Source organism: Halanaerobium hydrogeniformans (assembly GCF_000166415.1).
Classification (GTDB): Bacteria; Bacillota; Halanaerobiia; order Halanaerobiales; family Halanaerobiaceae; genus Halanaerobium; species Halanaerobium hydrogeniformans.
The window spans coordinates 214,950-236,389 of record NC_014654.1; the positions used below are offsets into that span (position 1 = coordinate 214,950).

The window sequence follows — 21,440 nt, forward strand, 5'->3', positions numbered from 1 at the left end:
AAACAAAAACTATTAAAGAAGGGATGATGCTTTTGTCACATGAAAAGTCTGTAGAAGTCAAAAATAGAACAGGTTTACATGCTAGACCTGCGGCTCAGTTGGTTGAAATGGCTGGTAAGTATGATTCTAAAATTAACATTATTCATGAAAATAGAGAAGTCAATGCGAAAAGTATTATGGGTGTGATGAGCCTTGGTCTTGTTAGGGGAAGCAAATTTACTATTAAAGCTGAGGGCGAAGATTCTGAGCAGGCAGTAAAAGAATTGGTTGACTTTGTTGAAGTTGAATTGATGAAAGAAGATGAAGAGTGATTTGATATATTGAATCGGAGAATCTTTAATAATTAAAATTGGGCCTGCCTCTGGTAGGTCTTTTTTAATTAATTGTGAATTAAAGCTGTTTCCAGAATATGTGCTAATATATTTGTAATAAATTAGTAGATATAATATAATTAAGGTATAATATCTACTTTTGAGGTTTTAAGTCGATTTTTTAGTTATTCCAGCTATTTACTCACAAAAAGGGGGCATAACAATGAAACTGCAGGCGAAAAATATTGAAGTTCCAAAAAAAACACTAAAAAGATGGCAAAAAGTTGTAGATATCATGGCTTCCTTACTGGATGTTCCTGCAGCATTAATAATGAAGGTTGAAGCTCCCTATATTAAAGTTCTTCTGTCAAGCCAGAATCAGGCTAATCCCTATCTGGCCGGAGAAAAAGAAGAAATGGATGGTTTGTACTGTGAACATGTGATAAAAACGGGTAAAAAGCTGGAGATAGCAAATGCACTTAAAGATCGAAGATGGCAGGACAATCCTGATCTTGATTTAGGAATGATAGCCTATCATGGCAGGCCAGTATACTGGCCTGATGAACAGATATTTGGTACCATCTGTATTTTGGACAAAGAAGAAAATGAATTCTCAGAAGAAGTAGATAGCTTAGTGTTAAGCTTTAAAGAACTTATTGAATCCAATCTAGAAATCATCTATATCCAGAAAAAAATGGAGAATCTAAAAAATAAATTTTTTACAACTCTTTATTCAATCGGAGATGGGGTAATTACAACAGACCTACAGGGTAAAATAACCATGATAAATGCAGCAGCAGAGAAAATGACCGGTTGGAAGTTCAAAGAAGCTGCAGAAAAAGATCTAACTGAAGTTTTTAAAATCAGAAGTGCGGATAACGGAAATATCGTAGAAAACCCTGTTAATAAAGTTCTTGAGCAAGGTAAAACTGTTGGTTTGGCAAATGATACAACCCTGATTTCTAAAAATGGTAATACCCTACAGATTGCTGATACGGCAGCACCTATAAAAGACGATAAAGGTGAAATGAAAGGAGTTATTTTAGTTTTCTCTGATGTAACTTCAGAATATGAATATAAAAATGAGCTGTTAAAATCTCGCAATTTAATAAACTCAACCCTGGATTCTCTTTCTGCACATATATGTGTATTAAATGTAAATGGCGAAATTACTTATGCAAATAAATCCTGGTATGATTTTCTTGAAGAAAATAATTTTGAGCAGAAAAAATTAACTGAAGGTAACAACTTTATCGATAACTTCCAGATTGCATTGGAAAAAAAAGATGGAGTATCCCAAAATTTTATAGACGGGGTTAAATCTGTAATCAGTGGTGATAGAGAAAAATTCACCATGGAAATTTCCCGCGATTCAACAGAAGAAAAAAACTATTATTTTGTGAGAACAACTTCACTCTGTAATTTTGATGATGATTTTAAAAATTGTGGTGCGGTAATCGCAATTGAAAATATAACAGAACGTAAATCAGCAGAAAATAGACTTATTAAAGAAAAAGAATGGTTAAAATCAATCTTTGACTCAGGTATTGATTCAATGGTCCGGGTAGATAATAAACATCGAATTATCGATGTAAACGATAGATTTGAAGAAGTATTTAAATATAAATTAGAAGAAATTAAAGGTTTAAATCTTGATGAAGTAATGGATCAGGGAAAATCTAATACAGCTGATAAAGAACTCACCTGTAATTTTTTGGAAGGCAAAGAAGTACATGCGGAATCAACCCGCTATGATAAGTATGGTAATCCCATTCAATGTCTTGTTAGGGGGATACCTGTTATTGCTGACGGAGAATTTTTAGGTGGTTTTGCAATTTATATAGACATTACTGAAAGAAAAGAAAAAGAGAAAAAAATTACTCATATGAGTTTTCATGATAGATTAACCGGTTTATATAACCGCCTTTATTTAGAAGAAGCTTTTGAAAGGTTTAATACAGGTCGGCAGCTTCCAATCAGTATTATCATGTTTGATTTAAATGGTTTAAAGATAATAAATGACAGTTATGGTCATAAAGTTGGAGATCAAATGTTGATTAAAGCAGCCCATGTTTTTAAAGAATCTTTCCGCCAGGAGGATATAATTTCTCGTTGGGGTGGAGATGAATTTGTGATTTTGCTGCCTAAAACCACTAAGGAGGAAGCTGAACAAATCTATCAACGCTTTAAAGAGGTGGAGATAGAAATAGAGGTAGGCAAAAATGAATATATTCCGGTTTCGATTGCAGGTGGAATAAGTACAAAGTATAAATTGGATAATGATATTTACAATGTACTACAAAAAGCAGAAGATAAGATGTATAAAAATAAGCTACTCAAAAAACAGAGTGGCCAAAACAAAATGGTAAAATCGATGCTCACAACCCTGCAGGAAAAAAGTCAAGAAAGCGATTTGCATGCTCAACGGATGGAAAAATTAGCGCTTTTATTGGGCGAAAAGCTGGGTTTGTCTATTGATGAGCAGAACCGACTTTCACTCCTTACCACCCTGCATGACATCGGGAAAATTACCATTCCGGAAAGTATATTGCAGAAACCAACTAAGCTTAGTCCGAAAGAATGGGAAATCATAAAAAAACATCCGGGAATAGGTTTTAGACTCTGTTCCGCTATAGAAGATTTTTCTCATATTGCATATGATGTTTTTTCCCATCATGAAAATTGGGATGGCAACGGTTATCCCAGGGCTATTAAGGGTAAGCAAATACCGCTTTTAGCCAGAATACTTGCAATTGTTGACAGTTATGATGTGATGAGAAATGGTAGACCATATAAAAAAGCATTGAGTAAAAAAGTAGCACTGGTGGAAATAGAAAAAAATGCCGGAACTCAGTTTGACCCTGAATTGGCATCAAAATTTGTAGAAATGATGAGAGAAAAAAACGATTTAAATTTCTAAACTTAAAAGCAAAAATAAGACTTTCCAAATCAATAAGATTGTCCCCCTCCTGCTGCGCAGATTAAATGTTATAATCTGTTTTTCCAGAAGGGGTTTTTTATCTAATTATTATTTTGGTCTTCACTTACGACTTTAATCGCTTTTGTTACAACAGATAGTATATCTACAGAATGCTGCTGCTCTAATTCTTCCGTTTTTGTGTAAACTTCTCCTTTTTCTGTAGCAACATATTTAGGAGCTAATCTATTTAAGGCATAAGTTGCCATATCTAGCAAAGCCTCTTCCGAATCTGAAACATTACTGAATTCCTCTCTTTTTAGTAAATCTTTTAAGGTCTGCATCACTATATCTTCTGTGTGATTATGTAGTCTAGATTTTAGTTTATTAATTTTTTTATCATCTAACACAGTAATTCCCCCTCTATTATAAAATATTATTTCTATTTAATTCATATTTCTTTATTGATTTTAAAAAACCTGCTTTTACCAAAAAATAAAACTCGAATAATATTATTTAATGTTATATTTTGTCATATTAATAAAAATATTACTAAATAATAAAGGAGAAATAGACTTAGTGTACAAATTACTAAATAGGAAGCATTATTATCAGATAATTAAAAGAAAGGAATGGCAAATAGTGAGAAATAAGAGGCAGACTAAAATTAAGGAATATGAAAAAGTGTTCGGTAAATTTCCTGCTGCTGTTGCCCATCATAAAGTTATATATGATAAAAATAATAAGGCAGTTGATTATATCTTTTTAAAAGCGAATAAACAATTTGAAGAAATGACAGGTTTAAAAATAACAGAAATAATAAATAAAAAAGTCAGCCAGGTTTTAAAAGGTATAAAAAAATCTAAGTTTAACTGGATAGAGTTTTATGGTCAGATAGCACTTAGTGGAGAAGAAAAAAGTTTTGAACAGTATTCTGAGCCATTAGACAGGTGGTATGAGGTAACAGTTTTTAGCCATAAAAAAGGTTATTTTACAACAATTTTTTACGAGATTAGTGAAAGAAAAAGAAAAGAAAAAGCATTAGAAGATAAGCAAGAAAAACTGGAATTATTATTAGACACTATAGATACCCAGGTCTGGTATTTGAAAGATGAAGTTACTTATGGAAGGCTTAATCAAGCCCATGCTGATTTTATGGGGGTAGAAAAAGAAGTGTTAAAAAACCAAAAATTGAGTAATTTTCTCACCCCCGCAGAGGTTGAGTCCTGTCGTAAAAGCAATCAAAAGGTGTTTAAAGAAAAAGAAAAGCTAATTACAGAAGAATGGGTATATAGTGGTCAGAAAGAAAAAAGGCTGCTTTCTATAACAAAAAACCCCAGGCTTAATGAGGCAGGAGAAGTAGAATATGTAGTTTGTTCTGCTGATGATATAACTGATAACAGGCGTAAGGATCAGAAACTAAGTCATGCCCTTAGCTTTTCAAAAATGGGTTTTTGGGAATATGATATTGCAACTACAGCTCTTAAATGGTCTCCGGAATGTGAGCAAATTTTTGGCTTAAAACCGGGAGAATTTGAAGGTCGATTTGAAGATTTCCTAAAAAGGGTGGCTCCTGAAGATCGAGTTTATGTGAGGAGAATGAATAGTCCTATTATCGACATGAAAAAAGGCATTCCTTTAGAATATGAGCACAGAATAATAAAAAAGAATGGAGAAAAATGCTGGGTTAAAGAATCAGCTAATTTAAATGATGACAATAAAATTATTGGTCTGGTCATTAATATAACAGAACAGAAAAACATCGAAGCAGAGCTTAAAACAAATAGAGAAAAACTTGAACATCTGATTTCAGAAACTACAGCTGTAATTTATTCTTATCAAGTTATCGCTAACAGTCATAAAATACTGTATATAAATAAAAATGTTAAAAATGTACTCGGCTTTAGTGCAGATGAATTTATAGATAATGAAGAATTTCATTTAAACTGTGTTCATCCTGATGATAGAGAGATAGTAAAAGCAAAGATGATGAATGTCAAAAAAACAGATAGCTCTGTAGATGAATATAGATTTAAAGATAAAGAAGGTAAATATCACTGGCTTTATGATCAGCAAAAAGTTAGCCGTAGAGAAAATGGAGTGATTACGGTTGTTGGATCCTGGTGGGATGTTACGGAACAGCGCCGTGAACAAAAAGAAGAAGTAAGTAATTTATTGGACAAAGATAATTTAACAGGACTTTATAACAGAAGATATTTTAAAAATATTATGACAAATTTTGATTTAAAAAACAGTCTACCTACAAGTATGATTATTGCTGATATAAATGGTTTAAAGATAGTTAATGACAGTTATGGCTTTGAAAAAGGGGATCAACTGTTAAAACAAACTGCAAATATTCTGGAAGATATTATCAGAGAAAAAGATCTTTTAGCCCGCTGGGGAGGCGATGAATTTATAATCCTGTTACCAGGCTGCAATATGGCTCAAGCATTAAATATTATAAGTAGCTTAAAATCTCATTTTGCAGAAAGTAAAAAATTGGATCTTCCGATCTCAATTTCTTTTGGAGCAGCGACAGCAGAAAAAAAGTCTGATCAACTTTCAGAAGTATTAAAGGTAGCTGAAAAAAATATGGATCAGAACAAATTACTTGAGAGCAGCAGTGCTAAAAGTAAAATTGTAGAAAATATTTTGAGTACCCTGGGAGCTAAAAGTAATGAGACAAAAGAACATGCTTTAAGGATGAGCAAGCTTGCCGGTGAACTCGGTAAAAGGGTGGGTCTTTCCAACTATGACTTAAATAGGTTGTCACTGCTGGCAAGATTACATGATATAGGTAAAACAACCATTTCTGAGGCCATCTTAACAAAGCCCGGGCGTTTGAGCAATGAAGAATGGCAGATTATGCAGGGCCATCCTCAAAAGGGATTTGAGATAGCTTCAGCTTCAGCAGAGTTTGCGGTGATTGCAGAAGAAATTTTATCTCATCATGAACACTGGGATGGCAATGGTTATCCCCGGGGATTAAAAGGCAAAGAAATCCCTTTGCTGGCCAGGATAATTTCTATTATTGATGCCTATGATGTAATTACAAATGATAGACCATATACCAGTGCACAGCCTCCGGAAAAAGCCCTGGCAGAAATAAAAAGGTGTGCAGGTTCTCAGTTTGATCCACATCTTGCTCAAGAATTTTTGCAAATGATGGAAGGAAAATAGCATATTTAGCAAAAAGAACGAATATTTTTTTAACAGCTTTCTAAGTATTTTAGGAGGCTGTTTTTTTATTTGTAAAAGAAATTTCAAAAAGATGGCATATTGTCGAAAAATAGAGTTTTAAAGCATATAAGGTGGCTAAAATAATTTAATCAGCTATCAGAACTTTTAATTATTTTAAAATTTAGATAAAAGTGACGATAATAACTATTGAAGAAGATATTTAGTAAAACTTCAAAAATAACAATAAGTGAATATAAAGAAAATCAAATCTGATAGGGGGTATTGCGCAAAAATAAAAACTTAAAAGCTTTATTTAAAGGATAGTTTAAAAAAAGGGGGAAAATTAATGTTTTCAAAAAAAGAAAATAAAAACAATAAAATAAAAACCAAAGGTTTAAGTTTTTCTTTTAAATTAATAGCTGTCTGTTTATTGATTAGCATTATTCCTGCCCTGGTGATTGGATTTTTAAGTTTAAATAACTCATCAGAAGCATTAGAAGAACAGGCTTTTAACAATTTAAGGGCTGTTAGAGAGATTAAAGCTAACCAAATAGATGCTTTTTTTGCTGAAAGATTAGGTGATGTAGAAATATTAAGTGCTTCTATGGATGTTCAGTCGGCAATGAATACTATTCCAGAGCTTTATGAAGCTGGTGGTCTAGAAGGAAGTTTATATGAGACCGTGATAGAGCGTTTTGATGGTTATTTTAACAACTACATAGAAGAATATGGTTACTATGATTTGTTCTTAATTAATAATGATGGAGAAGTGGTCTATACTGTTGCCCAAGAGGATGATCTCGGGACAAATCTCATGAATGGGCCTTACAGTGATAGTAATCTTGCTGAAGCATTTAGAGAAGGAAGAGATAATACTACCCTGGTAGACTATGAACATTATGAACCATCAGATGAACCAGCTATCTTCATTTCCAGCCCGATTATGGAGAATGGTAATCTTCTGGGAGTTTTAGCATTACAGGTAGCTGATGAAGATATCAATGCAATTATGAATGAGCGAACAGGACTTGGTGAAAGTGGAGAAACCTATCTTGTTGGATCTGATAAATTGATGAGATCTAATTCACGCTTTTCTCAGACAGCAACAATATTAGAACAGAGTATTGATACAGATGCAGTTAATGAATCATTAGCAGGGATGGAAGACAGTAAGGTGATTGAAGATTACAGAGGTGTTAATGTTTTGAGTTCCTATACTCCTATAGAAACAGCTGGATTTAATTGGGCTTTAATAGCAGAGATCGATGAAAATGAAGCTTTTGCTGCTGTTGATCGCTTAAGAACATTTTTGATGTGGATAATACTAGTAGTAGTAATTTTATCTGCTTTAACTGCATATTTCTTTTCTAAAAGTGTGACTAATCCGATCTCAAAAGCGGTTAGTTTTGCCAATAATATCGCTGAAGGTAATTTAAAAACTTCTAATTTAAATATCAATCGCAAAGATGAAATTGGAGTACTGGCAAATTCCTTAAATAAAATGAAAGATGATTTAAACAAAGTTATAAGAAAAGTAGCTGATATTTCCAGTAATCTTTCCGCTTCAAGTGAAGAATTAACAGCTTCCGGTGAAGAAGTAGCTACAGCAGCTCAACAGGTAGGCGATTCTATCCAACAGGTTGCTTCAGGAGCTGAAGAACAGTCAGCCCAGGTAGAAGAAACAAATTCTAAAATTAATGAACTAATAACTGAGATAGAAGAAGTGACAGGTATGTCTGAAGAAATGGATCAGCAGGCTGATAAGGTTATGAATAATATAGAAGCTGGTAATGATTCAATAAATAATTCTGTTAATCAGATCGAAGATGTGAAAAATAATTCGAAAGATGTAGCTTTTACGATCAACAATTTAGGTGATCTTTCGAATAAAATAGGTGAAATTGTGCAGATGATCAATGATATAGCCTCTCAGACAAATCTCTTGGCCTTAAATGCAGCTATCGAAGCAGCCAGAGCAGGAGAAGCAGGAAGAGGATTTTCGGTTGTTGCAGATGAGATTAGGGAGCTTTCTGAACAGTCCGCTTCTGCTACAGAAGAGATTACAAAGTTGATCAATTCTATTCAAAAAGATGTAGAAAAAGCTGTTAGCAATATGGATGAAAACAAAGGAGCGGTAGAAGAAAGTGTTGGTGCAATCAAACTTACTGCCAACTCCTTTGAAGAGATAACAGAACAGGCTTCAGAGCTTGAAAAACTAATTAACAATATTAAAGCTCAGGTTTCTAAGATGAACAAAAACAGCCAGAATGTAGAAAAAGCTGTTAAAGAAATAGCTGCTGTAAGTCGACAATCAGTATCTAATGCAGAAGAAGTTGCAGCATCAAGTGAAGAACAGGCAGGGGTTGTAAATCGCCTGAATAAAATAGTCAATAATTTTCAATTGCAGAATTAAAAAGTTAATATAATCTCTGAGCCATTGGGATAAAAAGAGATTCTGGGCAGCATCTTTTTTGCTATCTGATAATCAAATAATCTTTCTGTATGGTGCATGATATATTCAAGGGCTTCATGGGTCGGCATCTTATCCCTGTAAACCCTGCTGCTGGTAAGGGCATCAAAAACATCTGCAATAGCAGCTATTCTGATAATTTTTTAGGTTTCTTCTCCTTTTAATCCTCTTGGGTAGCCGCTGCCATCCCACCTTTCATGGTGAGAAAAGACCATGATTCTAGAGAGGGGGCTTATGCTATCCAATTTTTATAGGTATTCAAAGCCAAGTTCAGAATGTTTTTAACAATCTCATATTCAGAATCACTTAAAGAACCCTTTTTTTGGAGTATTTTTCCCGTGATTATTGTTTTACCAGTATCATGGAGCAGTCCTCCCATACCCAGCTTAAATATATCATTTTGGTTATAGCCTAAAATTTTTCCGATAGCTATACAGATCACACCAACATTTAAAGAATGTTCATAGGTATAATCACTTGTTTTTTTAAGGCTGTGCAGGTTGAGCAGCACCTCATCATTTAAGATGATTTCTGAACTTATCTCATCTACTAAATTCTTTAAAGCTTTGATTTCTACCTCACCTAATCCATCAGATATTTTGTCCAGGGTATTTTTAACGATCTTTTTACCCTGGCGTCTGGTCTGATCTTTGATCACTTGATCTATTTCTATTTCAGCTGAATATTTATCTTCAACATATAGATGATCTATCCCCAGTTCCAGCAGCCTTTCTTTATAATGGCTTAAGTTTTCTACTCCCTGATTGAGAAGTATACTACCATTGTCATAGATTGCTTTTGCTAATTTCATATTTTCTGTAATATCTTCTGTTAATATCAGGCGCATAATTTATGTCCTTTCCATTGATTTAATGCTTTAATTATTAACATTATTTCTTCTAATGTTAATAATTCTACAAAAACAGTTTAAAACCTTTAAATTCAAGTCGAAGAAAAAAGGTATTTATCATTTATTGTAGAATAAATAATAAAGGTTATTATTTATTATAAGAAATGTAATTTTCAAGCAAAATAATGTATAATAAAAAGAGATTAATGCATTAAAGGAAGGAAAGATGTTTGATGGAAGAACTCGATTATAAAAAGCTATTTACTCAATCACCTACAGCAATTGCCTATCATAAAATTATTTTAGATGGAGAAAATCGCCCCTGTGATTATGAGTTTTTAGAGGTCAATTCAAGTTTTGAAAAATTAACAGGCCTAGAAAAAGAAAATATAGTTAATAAAAAGGTTAGAGAAGTATTTCCCGAGGTTGAAAGCGGAGAATTTGACTGGATAGCTTTTTATGGAGATATTGCCCTCAATGGTGGTAGAAGAGAATTTGAGGCGTTTTTTAAACCTTTGAACAGCTGGTTGAGGGTGAGCGTTCATTCTCCACAGCAGGGTTATTTTATCACCCATCTGAGAGAGCTTGATAAAAACAGGTTGGCTGATACCACTGAGGTTGATCATTCACTTGATATAGATATAAAAAGGCTTGATTATCAGATGATCACTGATAGGGTAAAAGAGCTTTCCGGGGCCAAATATGTGGCCTGTAACATCTATGATAAAGAAGAAAAAATTTATGAAACGAGGGCTATCTCTGGTGATGAGCAAAAGATCCAGGAGGGTCTTTCTATGCTGGGAATAGATCTTTTTAACTGGAAGTGGTCTGCTGAAGATTTTGGAGATTTCAAGGAAAAAGACGAGCAAATCATCTCTTATCAGAGCCTTAATGAACTGGTTGAAGGGCTTATCCCAAAAAAGATTATTTTAAAACTTCAACAGCTTTTCGGACTGGGTAATAGCTATTTCTTTAAAATCATTAGAGATGATTTTTTAAGCGGCTACTTTGTTATAATGATGCCAGAAGATAAAGATTTAGAAAATAGAGAGCTTTTAAAGCTCTATTCAAGACAGCTAACGTTATTGATTGAGAGCAGAGAAAACAAAAAACTTCTCAGTCAGGCCAATCAAAGATTAAAGCTGGCTATGGAAGCTGCAGAACACACTTTCTGGGAGTGGAACCTCGAAAATAATAAAGCCTATTTTAGTCCTAACTTTTATAAAATGCTCGGTTATAAAGATGATCAACTACAGATAGATATTGATAGTGCTTTTAAAATAATCCATCCCGAAGATAAAAAAGAGACTTTAAAAATCATCGAAAAGGCTGTTGAGGAACTTGAGCCTTTTGCTGAAGAATTAAGGGTTAAATGTAAAAATGGTGGGTGGAAATGGGTCGAGGTCAGGGGAAAAAGTTATCAACTTGATCCGCGAGGTAAAGCAAAACGGATTTTAGGAATCAACATCGATATAGACCAAAAGAAAAAACAGGAAGAAGCACTTAAAAAAAGTAGAGAAAAATTCAGCCGCTTGTCTGAAGAGGCGCCGATCGGGATTTTAAGTGCTGATCGAAATGGTAATATTGATTATGCAAATTCCAAGATGATCGAGATACTTGGTTCACCAGGTCTAATTGAAACCAAAAAGATCAATCTACTTAAGTTTCCTCTACTGATAGAAAGAGGATTTTCTCAAAAAATAGAAAAATGCATGACAGAAAATGAGCCTGCCACCTATGAGCTTAATTATAGTACAAAATGGGGTAAAAATATCTGGTTGCGGGTCCATCTTACCCCCCGCCATGAAGATGACAAAGTGACAGGGGTTCAGCTGATCGTTGATGAAATAACCGAAAAGAAAGAAATTCAAGACAGGCTTAAATTAAGCGAGAGAAATTTTAGAACCTTTTTTGAATCGATGGATGATATGATATTCATCTCTGATTACAGGGGAGAGATCTCCCATACCAATCACCTTACTATAGAAAAGCTTGGCTACAGCAAAGAAGAATTGGCAGCTATGAGTTTTGCCGATATATATATTCAAAAAGAGGGTAAAGAGATCCAGCAGCTTTTGGCCGATATGGCTGCCGGAAAAATAATGTCTTTAGAAAGCAAAGATGGGCGTTTAATTCCATCAGAAACCAGGATCTGGTTTGGAAAGTGGAACGGAAAAGAGGTAATCTTTGCGATTGCCAAAGATGTAAGTCGACAGCAGGAAGCTCTCCAGAAATTTAACAAACTTTTCAACAATAATCCTGCTCTGATGACCGTCAATACCCTTGTTGATTTTAGTTTTATCGAAGTTAATAGTTCTTTTTTAAGTAAAATGGGTTATTCTAAAGAAGAGATAATCGGTAGAAATTGCCGAGAATTAGAACTATTTGCAGATAAAGCAAAGCGCAGGAAAATAATCAAAAAGATTATTAAAGAAGGCAGTGTAAATAATATAGAGCTAAAACTCTTAAATAAAAGAGACGAGGTACTGGAGCTGCTGTTTTCCGGTGAGATCATCGAAAGCCAGGGCCAGCAATTTATTTTAACCGTAATGACAGATATTACAGTCCAAAAAAGAGTCGAAGAAGAACTAGTAAAAACAAACCAAAAATTGCAAGAATCGATGGATAAAGCAAACAAAATGGCTGTTAAGGCAGAAAAAGCCAATGAACTTAAAAGTCAGTTTTTAGCGAATATGAGCCATGAGATCAGAACCCCACTCAATATAATAATGGGATATACCGAACTTTTAGCCAAAGACCTAGAAGAAGATAATTATAAGCGCTATATAAAATCTATTCGCTCGGCCGGAGATAGCCTTTTAGATCAGGTCAATGATATTCTGGACATGTCTAAAATTGAGGCAGGAATAATAGAGATAAATTATGAATATATAGATCTGGCAGCATTGCTTGAAAATATTACCGCTATCTTTGCCGATAAGGTTAAAGCAAAAGGTCTAGATTTTCAGCTTAAGATGGATAACCTGCCACCCCTGGTCAAAATGGATGAGTTCAGATTCAGACAGATCATGATCAATCTCCTTGATAATGCAGTTAAATTTACAAAGAGTGGTCATATCTTCATCGGTGTTTACTGCCGTCCTGTTTCAGGAAAAGGTAACAACAATATCAAGCTGCGGATAATAGTTCAGGATACTGGGATCGGAATCAAAGCAGAAAAACAGGAAGAAATATTTAAGGCTTTTTCTCAAGAAAACGCAGAAAGCACCAGGGAGTTTGGTGGTACAGGACTTGGGCTTTCTATCACCAGGCGTTTGGTCGACATGATGGATGGGCAGATTTCACTTCAGAGTACAGCAGGAAAGGGAAGTGTTTTTAAAATAGAATTTTCTTCTCTAGAATCTGCGAGTGGAAATGAGATTAAGCTTTCAGAAAATAAACCGCATTTTGAAAAACAGTTTAGAAATGCTACTGTGCTTGTTGTTGATGATGAGAAATTAAACAGGGAGCTGCTTAAAGATCGCCTTAACAGAAAAGGTATTAATGTTATCGAGGCTGCACATGGTAAAGAAGCCTATCAGCTCAGCAGAGATAAAGAATTTGATTTAATCATCATGGATTTAAAGATGCCGGTTATGGATGGCTATCAGGCCTTAGCCAGGATACAGGAAGATCAGAGTATTAAAGATTTACCGGTGGTGGCTTTAACCGCTGCTGCTACGGAAGAGGAGCAGAAGAATGCCAATCAGGCAGGTTTTGATGATTTTATCTGCAAACCACTTTTAGAAGAGGATCTGCTTAAGATAATCAACAACTTTTTAGAGGAAAATTAAAAGAAAATTTAAACTGAATATAGAACAGCCTCTTTGAGGCTGTTTTGCCTTTCAAATCATTTAATTAATTTGAAGATCAAACAAAGAAAGAAGGTGTGCTTTATGAATTTAGATAAAATACTGGCAGAAGGCTGGCTGCCCGATTTTCTACTCCGCTATTCGATCAGGAAACTTTTAGCACATAAAATCAAAAATCAGCAGATTACCGATGTAGAAAAGCGTTCTACAAAACTGAATGAATTTATTGCAGAACTCAAAGAACAGCCGATCGCAGTTCAAACTGATGCTGCCAATGAACAGCATTATGAACTACCACCCGCTTTTTTCGGGAAAATTCTGGGAGATAATCTAAAATATAGCTGTTGTTATTGGGAAGATTTTAAAAAAAGCACTTTAGAAGACTCAGAACTGGCCATGTTAGAGTTGAGCACTAAAAGGGCAGAGATAGAAAATGGGCAGGAGATCATGGATCTCGGCTGTGGCTGGGGTTCATTGAGCTTCTATATCGCCGAAAATTATCCAGACTGCAGTGTTACAGCAGTTTCTAATTCCCAGCTGCAGATCGATTATATTCAAAAAAAGGCCAGGGCCAGAAAATTAAAGAACCTAAGAGCCCTAAAAGCAGATATCAATAATTTTCAGCCGGAAAGAGAATATGACAGGGTTCTTTCTATAGAGATGTTCGAACATATGCGTAACTACCAGCTGCTCTTCGATAAGGTCAGCGACTTTTTAAAAACAGATGGCAAATTATTTGTTCACATCTTTTCCCACCACACCTATCCCTATCTTTATGAAGACAGGGGAAGTATGAGCTGGATGGCCCGCCATTTTTTCTCTGGTGGGACAATGCCCAGCCAGGACCTGCTCCACTACTTCTGTGGTAATTTAAGTTTAGAGAAACAGTGGGCGGTTTCCGGAAGCCACTATCAAAAAACACTGCTCAGCTGGCTGCAAAAGATGGATGAGCAGAAAGAAGAAATCAGAAAAATTTTCGAGCAAACCTATGGTGCTGAACAGGCCGAAAAATGGTGGAACTTCTGGCGGACCTTTTTCATATCCTCTGCAGAGTTTTTCGGTTATAATGATGGTAATGAATGGTTTATAAGCCACTACCTATTTAAAAAATGAGCAAAACTCGGGCCATAAAAGCAAGTTTTATGTCGAATAAAGTAAAAAATGCAGGATTTTTAAGAGTTAAAGGGAAATTATATAAGTAGAGTACTTAAATTTATGAAGAGGTGATCAGATGTCCGGAAATATTTACAATGAACTTGTCAACCTAGCAGAAATCACAGCAGCTGCAGCAGCAGAATACAGAGAAAAGAAAGAAATACTACGAGATGCGGTAAATAAGCAGTTAAGCAATCGAGATGATATTTATGAGCTGATTGGACATAATCCCATCTCTAAAATGCATAATAATCATGATAATCATGCCAGATTTATGGCTAATGTTTTTAAGCTCAACAGCTATAAACTGCTTGTCAGAACGGTTATCTGGGTTTATATGACCTATTACAGTCACGGCTTCAGCTTCGACTATTTTCCAGCAGAACTGAAAGCGTGGATTAAGGCAATCGAAGAGAAGCTCAGTTCTGAAAATGCAGAAGAGATAATCGAAATCTATAATTTTATGCTGAATAATCATCAAAGATTTATTGAATTATCAAGAGAAATTGATAATGATCAGATAGATATTCCGGAAGATATGAAAACAGTATATAATTTATTTTTTAAATATCTCCTCAATGGAAATCATCAAAGTGCTTTAAAACTTGCTAAAGAAGAGATCGAGCAAAAAGAAGATTTGCAGCGCTTTTTTAATCATATAATTAAGCCGGCAATGTATGAAGTCGGCTTTTTGTGGCAGAAAGGTGCAATCTCGGAGGCTGAAGAACATTTAGCCACTTCGATTGTGGCCCGGGTAATCTCCGGTCTTTATATCTATGTGATCGATTTAGAAGAAGCTCTTAAAGGTAAGGCCGTTATCTCAGCTGCTGCCAATGAATACCATGAGATTGGTTCGCGGATCATCGCAGATTCTTTAGAAATGGATGGCTGGGATGTTGATCATCTGGGTGCTGATACGCCTATAGAGGCACTGATAGATTTTTTAAAAATGCAGCAGCCTTTTTTACTCGGCTTATCTGCTTCGATGGCCTTTAATATAGATAATTTGAATGATACGATCAAAAAAATTAAGGAAAATGAAAAATTGGCTGATTTAAAAATCATGGTTGGTGGCAAAGTTTTTAATGAAAATCCTGAGCTCTGGAAAAAAACAGATGCTGATGCCTGTGCACAAAATGGAGAAGAGGCGGTAGAGATTGCAAAAAAATGGTGGGAAAACTGGGAGGGATAAATTATGTTCGATGATCTTTATTCGAAGTGTCCCTATCCTTTAGATTTATTTTTAGAAAAAATTAGTTCTTATCTTCTGGTTAATTTTGATGAGGACTTATATATCAGGGGCTGTAATGAAAAATTTTTAAAAACGGTAAATATGGATAAGCAGGAGATAAAAAACAAAAAAATGGATGATATCTTTAGAGCTTCCAGCCTAAAAACTCTCGATTTTGATTCAAAAAGGAGCTATCAGAAGGTCAATCTCTGTTTTGAAGAAGATGTTATAATCGACAGGCTCTATAATCAGTATAATTCATACTTTTTTATTTTAGCAGATGGCTATTATTTGATAGCCAAAGAAAACGCTCCCGATCAGGGTGAGATAATAAATAAGATCAGTCGTTTAAATAATGAGCTGGCAAATAAGACCAGAGAATTGAGCAGGAAGAACGTTAAATTAGAGAAGGCAAATCAAAAAATAGAGGAATTACTAAAAACCGATAAGTTGACCGGTTTGAGCAACCGGAGACATTTTATGGAATACTTCGAAAAGATGATAGCCAATGCCAAAAGACACTCACTTTCACTTTCGCTGGTGATGTGTGATCTGGACCATTTTAAAAAGATCAATGACAATTATGGGCATGGTGCAGGTGATAGAGTTTTAGAAGAAGTCGGTGAATTATTGTTAAATGAAACAAGGCAGGGAGATTTAGCCTCTAGAATAGGTGGAGAGGAATTTACGATCATCTTAAATGGGACTTCACTTAAAGAGGGAAAAAACTATGCAGAGCGGATCAGAAAAAAAGTCAGTAATTTGGAGTTTGCCGAAATCAATAAAAAAGTAACCATCAGCATGGGGATAACGGAGATACAGGCAGAAGATAATGCCGAAAGCTTTTTAAAAAGGGCAGATAGGGCTCTCTATAAAGCCAAAAATAATGGCAGAAACAGGGTGGAAACCCTTTAAATAAAATATTGAATAGAGTCGATTAAAAAGGAAACCCCAAAATATATTAAAAACAGAGAAAAAACTATTATCAATTTATGATAGATGCTGTCATTTAAAAATTTTCTTCCCTTTGAGATAAAAAAGGCGATCAGGGCATACCAGGCAAAATCGGCAGAAATATGGCCCATAAAAAAGGAAGCAGTAGCCGTATTTCCGTACTGGGATGCATTTGCCAGATAGGTCATTCCGATCGTTGCCCACCAGATCGTCCAGTATGGATTGGCGATGCTGATCAGTGCCCCTGGCAGGATCAAAGCTCTTAATTTTTCTTCCCCGTCTGAGTCTTTTTCTAAAGCTTTTTCGAATGATATCTTTTTACTTAGGGCAGATTTTATCATATCAGCTGCCATCAGGATTAAAACTAACCCCCCGACTATTTTGATTACAGCAGCAAATAGTGGGCTGGCAAAAAGGTCTATTCATCTCGGAAAGAAGCAGTACAACCAGAATAAGCTCCAGGATGGCATGGCCGGTGATGATCAGTGGACCAGCTATAAAGCCTTTTTGTAGACTGCCGTTGATCACATAGGTTAAAAGCGGACCCGGCATCATGGCTCCAGAAAGCCCTATTATAAATGAGGAAAAAGCAAGTTCTAATTCAACCATTATCTTCAGCTCCAGAGTAATTTTTTTTGCATAATTTGAACACTTTTATTTATTGTACAACGAAGAATTGATTTCGTCAAAAAAATAGTGAAAATTTTAAGCAGGAATATTAAAGCTAACATATAAAGTATAATACAGCATTAATATATTTGAGGAGGAGAGCAGTTATGCCAAAACGAGAAGATATTAAGAAGGTGTTAATAATTGGGTCAGGCCCAATTGTTATAGGACAGGCCTGTGAATTCGATTATTCAGGTACACAAGCATGTAAAGCATTGATGGAAGAAGGATATGAGATAGTCTTGGTTAATTCGAATCCGGCAACTATTATGACAGACCCGGAGATGGCAGATAGAACATATATTGAACCGTTGAATGTAAGCAGTTTAGAGAGGATAATAGAAAAGGAAAAACCAGATGCCCTACTTTCTAATCTGGGTGGACAGACAGCTTTAAACCTATCATCAGAACTTTATGAAGCAGGAATACTGGAAGAACACGGTGTGGAAATCATCGGTATTCAACCAGAAGCGATCAAAAGGGGAGAAGATAGAATTTCCTTTAAAGAGGAGATGGAAAAACTGGATGTTCCCATGCCCCGCAGTCTTCCTGCCTATTCTGTAGATGAGGCCGAAAAAATAGCCCATGATCTCGGTTACCCGGTTGTGGTTAGACCTGCCTATACGATGGGTGGAACCGGTGGTGGACTTGTCTATAATGTAGAAGAACTGAGAAATATAGCTGAAAATGGACTTGCAGCCAGCATGATCAATCAGGTTCTGATCGAAGAGGCGGTAATCGGCTGGCAGGAATTAGAATTAGAGCTGGTTAGGGATGATAATGGCAAAAAAATATCGATCTGTTTTATAGAAAATGTAGATCCGATGGGTGTACATACAGGTGACAGTTTTTGTGTAGCTCCGATGCTGACGGTTTCTCAGGATGTACAGGATAGAATAGAAGAATACAGTTACAAAATAGCAGATGCTATTGGAGTAATCGGTGGAGCTAACTTTCAGTTCGGATATAATCCGGAAGAAGACAGGATGGTTGTAATCGAGATGAACCCCAGGACCTCGAGATCTTCGGCTCTAGCTTCAAAAGCAACCGGTTTTCCTATTGCCAGGATTTCTACCAAACTTTCGGTAGGTATCACCCTGGACGAACTTCCCTACTGGAAAGAGGGAACCCTTGATAAATATGAACCAAGTGGAGATTATGTAGTTGTTAAATATGCCCGCTGGTCTTTTGAGAAATTCCCAGGTGCAGAAGATAAGCTGGGAACCCAGATGAAAGCTGTAGGTGAAGCGATGAGCATCGGTAAGAACTTTGCTGAAGCCATGCAGAAAGCAATCCGTTCTCTGGAAATAGGGAGATATGGGTTGGGTAATGTAGCTGAGCTGCAGAACTTGAGTACCGAAGAGATAAAAGAAAGATTGCGTACTCCTTCCAGTGAAAGATTCTTCTTGATCTATCAGGGAATGCTGAAGGGAATTACCATTGATGAGATCTATGAGATCACCTATGTTGATAGATGGTTTTTAACTGAGATGAAAAAACTTGTTGAGCTGGAAAAAGAAATCAGAGAATATACAGGAGAAAAACTTCCCGAAAAACTTTTAATAAAGGCAAAAGAAAATGGTTTTTCAGATAGATATATAGCCGAGATAACCCAGGCTGAAGAAGTAGAACTTAGAAATGAGCGGCTTAAAGCCGGCAAAAAAGGCAACTTTGATATCGTTCCCGTAAGTGGAGCAGATGGAGAATATTATTACTCCTCATATAATATGGAAGCTAGCCCGGTTGGTTCTACAGATAACAAAAAGGTAATGATCCTCGGTGGTGGGCCAAACAGGATCGGCCAGGGAATAGAATTCGACTATGCCTGTGTTCACGCAGCCTTTACCTTAGATGATCTTGGCTACGAATCGGTTATGGTCAACTGTAATCCTGAAACTGTTTCAACCGATTATGATATTTCAAATAAACTATATTTTGAACCTTTAACCACAGAAGATGTATTGAGAATTTACGAAAAAGAACAACCGGATGGGATGATAGTTCAGTTTGGGGGTCAGACACCGCTGAATATCGCCGCAGAATTAGAAGAGGCTGGTGTCAATATTCTGGGAACCTCACCGGCAAGCATCGATTTTGCTGAAAACAGAGAAGAGTTCAGAGCTTTAATGAATAAATTAGATATTCCCCAACCAGAAAGCGATATTGCAAAATCTGTTGAAGAAGCATATGCAATTGCGGAAAGTATTGGCTATCCGCTGATGCTGAGGCCTTCTTATGTACTTGGTGGTAGGGGAATGGAGATCGTCTATGATGAAAAAAGTCTGACTAAATATATCAATACTGCAGTAGCAGAAGTATCAGCAGAACACCCTATCTTGATCGATAAATTTTTAGAAGATGCCTTAGAAGCAGAAGTTGATGCTCTAACAGATGGTAAAGAGACATTTGTTGCAGCAGTGATGGAACATATAGAAGAAGCCGGTATCCACTCCGGTGATAGTGCCTGTGCGATTCCTTCTATTAATATTACAGATGAGCAGCTGGAGACCATTAAGGACTATAGTGCCAAAATAGCCGAGGGATTAGATGTGGTCGGTCTGATGAACATCCAGTTTGCCATTTATGAAGGAAAAGTATATATTATCGAGGCAAACCCAAGGGCATCCAGAACGGTACCCCTGGTGAGTAAGGTGACAGGAATTAATATGGCCCGTCTGGCAACCAGGTTGATGTTAGGAGAACCACTTGCAAATCTGAATCTTAAAGACAAAATAATACCCTATACAGGTGTTAAAGAGGCGGTATTCCCCTTTGATAAGTTCGATAATATTGATCCTGTCTTAGGACCGGAGATGAAGGCAACCGGTGAGGTAATGGGTATCGCGGAGAGTTATTCCCATGCTTTTTACAAGGCTCAGACGGCAGCAGGTTTAGAACTACCGCTTTCAGGTAAGGTATTAATTACCGTCAATGACAATGATAAGCCGAAAATAATATCTACTGCTAGAAAACTCGTAGAGCTGGGTTTTGAGATAAAAGCAACTCAGGGAACCCATCAGTTCTTAAAAGGCAGTGGTATAGAAAGCAGTGTAATCAACAAATTGAACAAGGGCAGACCAAATATTATCGATGCCATTAAAAATGGCGATCTGCAGCTGATCATTAATACCCCGATCGGTAAAGAGGGTATAGAAGATGACAGCTATATTCGTTCTGGAGCTATTAAGTATAAGATACCATATATCACGACAACCACAGCTGCTAAAGCAAGTGTTGATGGTATAGAAGCAGCAATCAAAAGTGATTACAAAATTAAAGCAATTCAGGATTATCACAAACTGCTTAAAGAATAGTTGATAAAAAAATATAACAATTGAATAAAGTAATAGAGTAGTGAATATAAAAATGCCCCTTAATAGGGGCATTTATTTTTTCTCAGCAATAATTTAATTAAAATTAGACAAAAAATAACAAGGTTCTGACGAATCTTCTTCGATTTCCTGTTTGTAGTTTGTTTTTTTACTCTTCTTATTTTTTCTTTTTCTTTTTGATTTAGCCCTCCATTACTAATTTTGATTTCCTTAAAGTTTATTATTAAAGAAGGCTATCCCTTAATAATTACTTTTTGGTCTTCTCTGTTAGTAATTTCTTCGGCTTTGATCTTACTAAATCGCCAGGAAATTTACTTAAATAAGAATTTCAAAATACTACTTGCAAACATTCAATCTTAGGACTTCCTCAGAACCTTGTATAAGTATTATATGCTTAAAGTGATAGAAAAGCAAAACCCTTCAGCAACCATTATTGTTGATTAAAGTCTATTAGAATCAATTAAAAAACAGATACTCCTAATATTATAAATTTTCAGAATTTAACAAATTATATTACGATGAGCTTTTTTTGTTCTAGAAAAAATAATTTTCTTGC

General features: G+C 35.6%; 15 protein-coding genes. 9 read left to right on the top strand and 6 right to left on the bottom strand.

Going from position 1 to position 21,440, the window contains the following annotated elements:
• Positions 1-26: 26 nt before the first annotated feature.
• Both HALSA_RS00975 and HALSA_RS12265 read left to right on the top strand, forming a co-directional pair.
• Entirely contained in the window at positions 27-311 is a 285-nt protein-coding gene (locus HALSA_RS00975; protein ID WP_041595738.1) for an HPr family phosphocarrier protein, read from the top strand.
• A 223-nt stretch (positions 312-534) separates the two neighbouring features.
• Positions 535-3,231 (top strand): diguanylate cyclase, encoded by a 2,697-nt coding sequence (locus HALSA_RS12265; RefSeq protein WP_013404785.1) that lies wholly within the window; start codon positions 535-537, stop codon positions 3,229-3,231.
• Between the two features lie 101 nt (positions 3,232-3,332).
• Here HALSA_RS12265 and HALSA_RS00985 read toward each other — a convergent pair whose 3' ends face one another.
• Positions 3,333-3,638, bottom strand: a complete 306-nt coding sequence (locus tag HALSA_RS00985) for a late competence development ComFB family protein (RefSeq protein ID WP_013404786.1) — start codon at positions 3,636-3,638, stop codon at positions 3,333-3,335.
• 169 nt (positions 3,639-3,807) lie between these two features.
• Between HALSA_RS00985 and HALSA_RS12270 the strand changes: the two genes are divergently transcribed.
• Positions 3,808-6,411: a PAS domain-containing protein gene (locus tag HALSA_RS12270; protein WP_013404787.1), complete on the top strand. Its 2,604-nt coding sequence runs from the start codon at positions 3,808-3,810 to the stop codon at positions 6,409-6,411.
• Between the two features lie 346 nt (positions 6,412-6,757).
• On the top strand, positions 6,758-8,824 hold the full coding sequence (locus HALSA_RS00995) for a methyl-accepting chemotaxis protein (protein WP_013404788.1): 2,067 nt from the start codon (positions 6,758-6,760) through the stop codon (positions 8,822-8,824).
• Here HALSA_RS00995 and HALSA_RS13095 read toward each other — a convergent pair.
• The 3 genes from HALSA_RS13095 to HALSA_RS01000 all read right to left on the bottom strand — a co-directional run bounded on the left by HALSA_RS13095 (position 8,821) and on the right by HALSA_RS01000 (position 9,728).
• A complete protein-coding gene (locus HALSA_RS13095) occupies positions 8,821-8,952 on the bottom strand; it encodes a hypothetical protein (protein ID WP_274377467.1) in 132 nt (43 codons plus the stop codon). The genes HALSA_RS00995 and HALSA_RS13095 overlap by 4 nt on opposite strands.
• Before the next feature lie 72 nt (positions 8,953-9,024).
• Positions 9,025-9,096 (bottom strand): HD domain-containing phosphohydrolase, encoded by a 72-nt coding sequence (locus HALSA_RS13280; protein ID WP_420795048.1) that lies wholly within the window; start codon positions 9,094-9,096, stop codon positions 9,025-9,027.
• Positions 9,097-9,113: 17 nt separating this feature from the next.
• Positions 9,114-9,728 carry an HD-GYP domain-containing protein gene (locus HALSA_RS01000; RefSeq protein WP_049773798.1) on the bottom strand — a complete coding sequence of 205 codons (615 nt, stop codon included), beginning with the start codon at positions 9,726-9,728 and terminating at the stop codon, positions 9,114-9,116.
• A gap of 236 nt (positions 9,729-9,964) precedes the next feature.
• Between HALSA_RS01000 and HALSA_RS12275 the strand changes: the two genes are divergently transcribed.
• The 4 genes from HALSA_RS12275 (at position 9,965) to HALSA_RS12280 (ending at position 16,844) form a co-directional block, all read left to right on the top strand.
• Complete coding sequence (locus tag HALSA_RS12275; RefSeq protein WP_013404789.1) at positions 9,965-13,525, top strand: PAS domain S-box protein; 3,561 nt, start codon at positions 9,965-9,967, stop codon at positions 13,523-13,525.
• A gap of 102 nt (positions 13,526-13,627) precedes the next feature.
• Positions 13,628-14,656, top strand: a complete 1,029-nt coding sequence (locus tag HALSA_RS01010) for an SAM-dependent methyltransferase (RefSeq protein ID WP_013404790.1) — start codon at positions 13,628-13,630, stop codon at positions 14,654-14,656.
• 118 nt (positions 14,657-14,774) lie between these two features.
• A complete protein-coding gene (locus tag HALSA_RS01015) occupies positions 14,775-15,890 on the top strand; it encodes a cobalamin B12-binding domain-containing protein (RefSeq protein ID WP_013404791.1) in 1,116 nt (371 codons plus the stop codon).
• Positions 15,891-15,893: 3 nt separating this feature from the next.
• Complete coding sequence (locus tag HALSA_RS12280; protein WP_013404792.1) at positions 15,894-16,844, top strand: GGDEF domain-containing protein; 951 nt, start codon at positions 15,894-15,896, stop codon at positions 16,842-16,844.
• On the opposite strand, the gene HALSA_RS12285 is transcribed toward HALSA_RS12280, so the two are convergent.
• Positions 16,841-17,236: a LysE family transporter gene (locus HALSA_RS12285; protein ID WP_049773799.1), complete on the bottom strand. Its 396-nt coding sequence runs from the start codon at positions 17,234-17,236 to the stop codon at positions 16,841-16,843. The genes HALSA_RS12280 and HALSA_RS12285 overlap by 4 nt on opposite strands.
• The gene (locus tag HALSA_RS13100; RefSeq protein WP_049773801.1) at positions 17,226-17,492 is read right to left on the bottom strand and encodes a LysE family transporter; all 267 of its coding nucleotides are present in this window, start codon (positions 17,490-17,492) and stop codon (positions 17,226-17,228) included. The genes HALSA_RS12285 and HALSA_RS13100 overlap by 11 nt, the downstream gene beginning before the upstream one ends.
• 167 nt (positions 17,493-17,659) lie before the next feature.
• Here HALSA_RS13100 and carB point away from each other — a divergent pair, with 167 nt between their 5' ends.
• A complete protein-coding gene (carB, locus tag HALSA_RS01030) occupies positions 17,660-20,866 on the top strand; it encodes a carbamoyl-phosphate synthase large subunit (RefSeq protein ID WP_013404793.1) in 3,207 nt (1,068 codons plus the stop codon).
• Positions 20,867-21,440 lie beyond the last annotated feature (574 nt).

Excerpts from the sequence above, each read along its gene's own strand:
- HALSA_RS00975 (WP_041595738.1), top strand. The coding sequence starts at position 27 with ATGCTTTTGTCACATGAAAAGTCTGTAGAAGTCAAAAATAGAACAGGT.
- HALSA_RS12265 (WP_013404785.1), top strand. The coding sequence starts at position 535 with ATGAAACTGCAGGCGAAAAATATTGAAGTTCCAAAAAAAACACTAAAA.
- HALSA_RS00995 (WP_013404788.1), top strand. The coding sequence starts at position 6,758 with ATGTTTTCAAAAAAAGAAAATAAAAACAATAAAATAAAAACCAAAGGT.
- HALSA_RS13095 (WP_274377467.1), bottom strand. The coding sequence starts at position 8,952 with ATGCCGACCCATGAAGCCCTTGAATATATCATGCACCATACAGAAAGA.
- HALSA_RS01000 (WP_049773798.1), bottom strand. The coding sequence starts at position 9,728 with ATGCGCCTGATATTAACAGAAGATATTACAGAAAATATGAAATTAGCA.
- HALSA_RS12275 (WP_013404789.1), top strand. The coding sequence starts at position 9,965 with ATGGAAGAACTCGATTATAAAAAGCTATTTACTCAATCACCTACAGCA.
- HALSA_RS01010 (WP_013404790.1), top strand. The coding sequence starts at position 13,628 with ATGAATTTAGATAAAATACTGGCAGAAGGCTGGCTGCCCGATTTTCTA.
- HALSA_RS01015 (WP_013404791.1), top strand. The coding sequence starts at position 14,775 with ATGTCCGGAAATATTTACAATGAACTTGTCAACCTAGCAGAAATCACA.
- HALSA_RS12280 (WP_013404792.1), top strand. The coding sequence starts at position 15,894 with ATGTTCGATGATCTTTATTCGAAGTGTCCCTATCCTTTAGATTTATTT.
- HALSA_RS12285 (WP_049773799.1), bottom strand. The coding sequence starts at position 17,236 with ATGGCAGCTGATATGATAAAATCTGCCCTAAGTAAAAAGATATCATTC.
- HALSA_RS13100 (WP_049773801.1), bottom strand. The coding sequence starts at position 17,492 with ATGGTTGAATTAGAACTTGCTTTTTCCTCATTTATAATAGGGCTTTCT.
- carB (WP_013404793.1), top strand. The coding sequence starts at position 17,660 with ATGCCAAAACGAGAAGATATTAAGAAGGTGTTAATAATTGGGTCAGGC.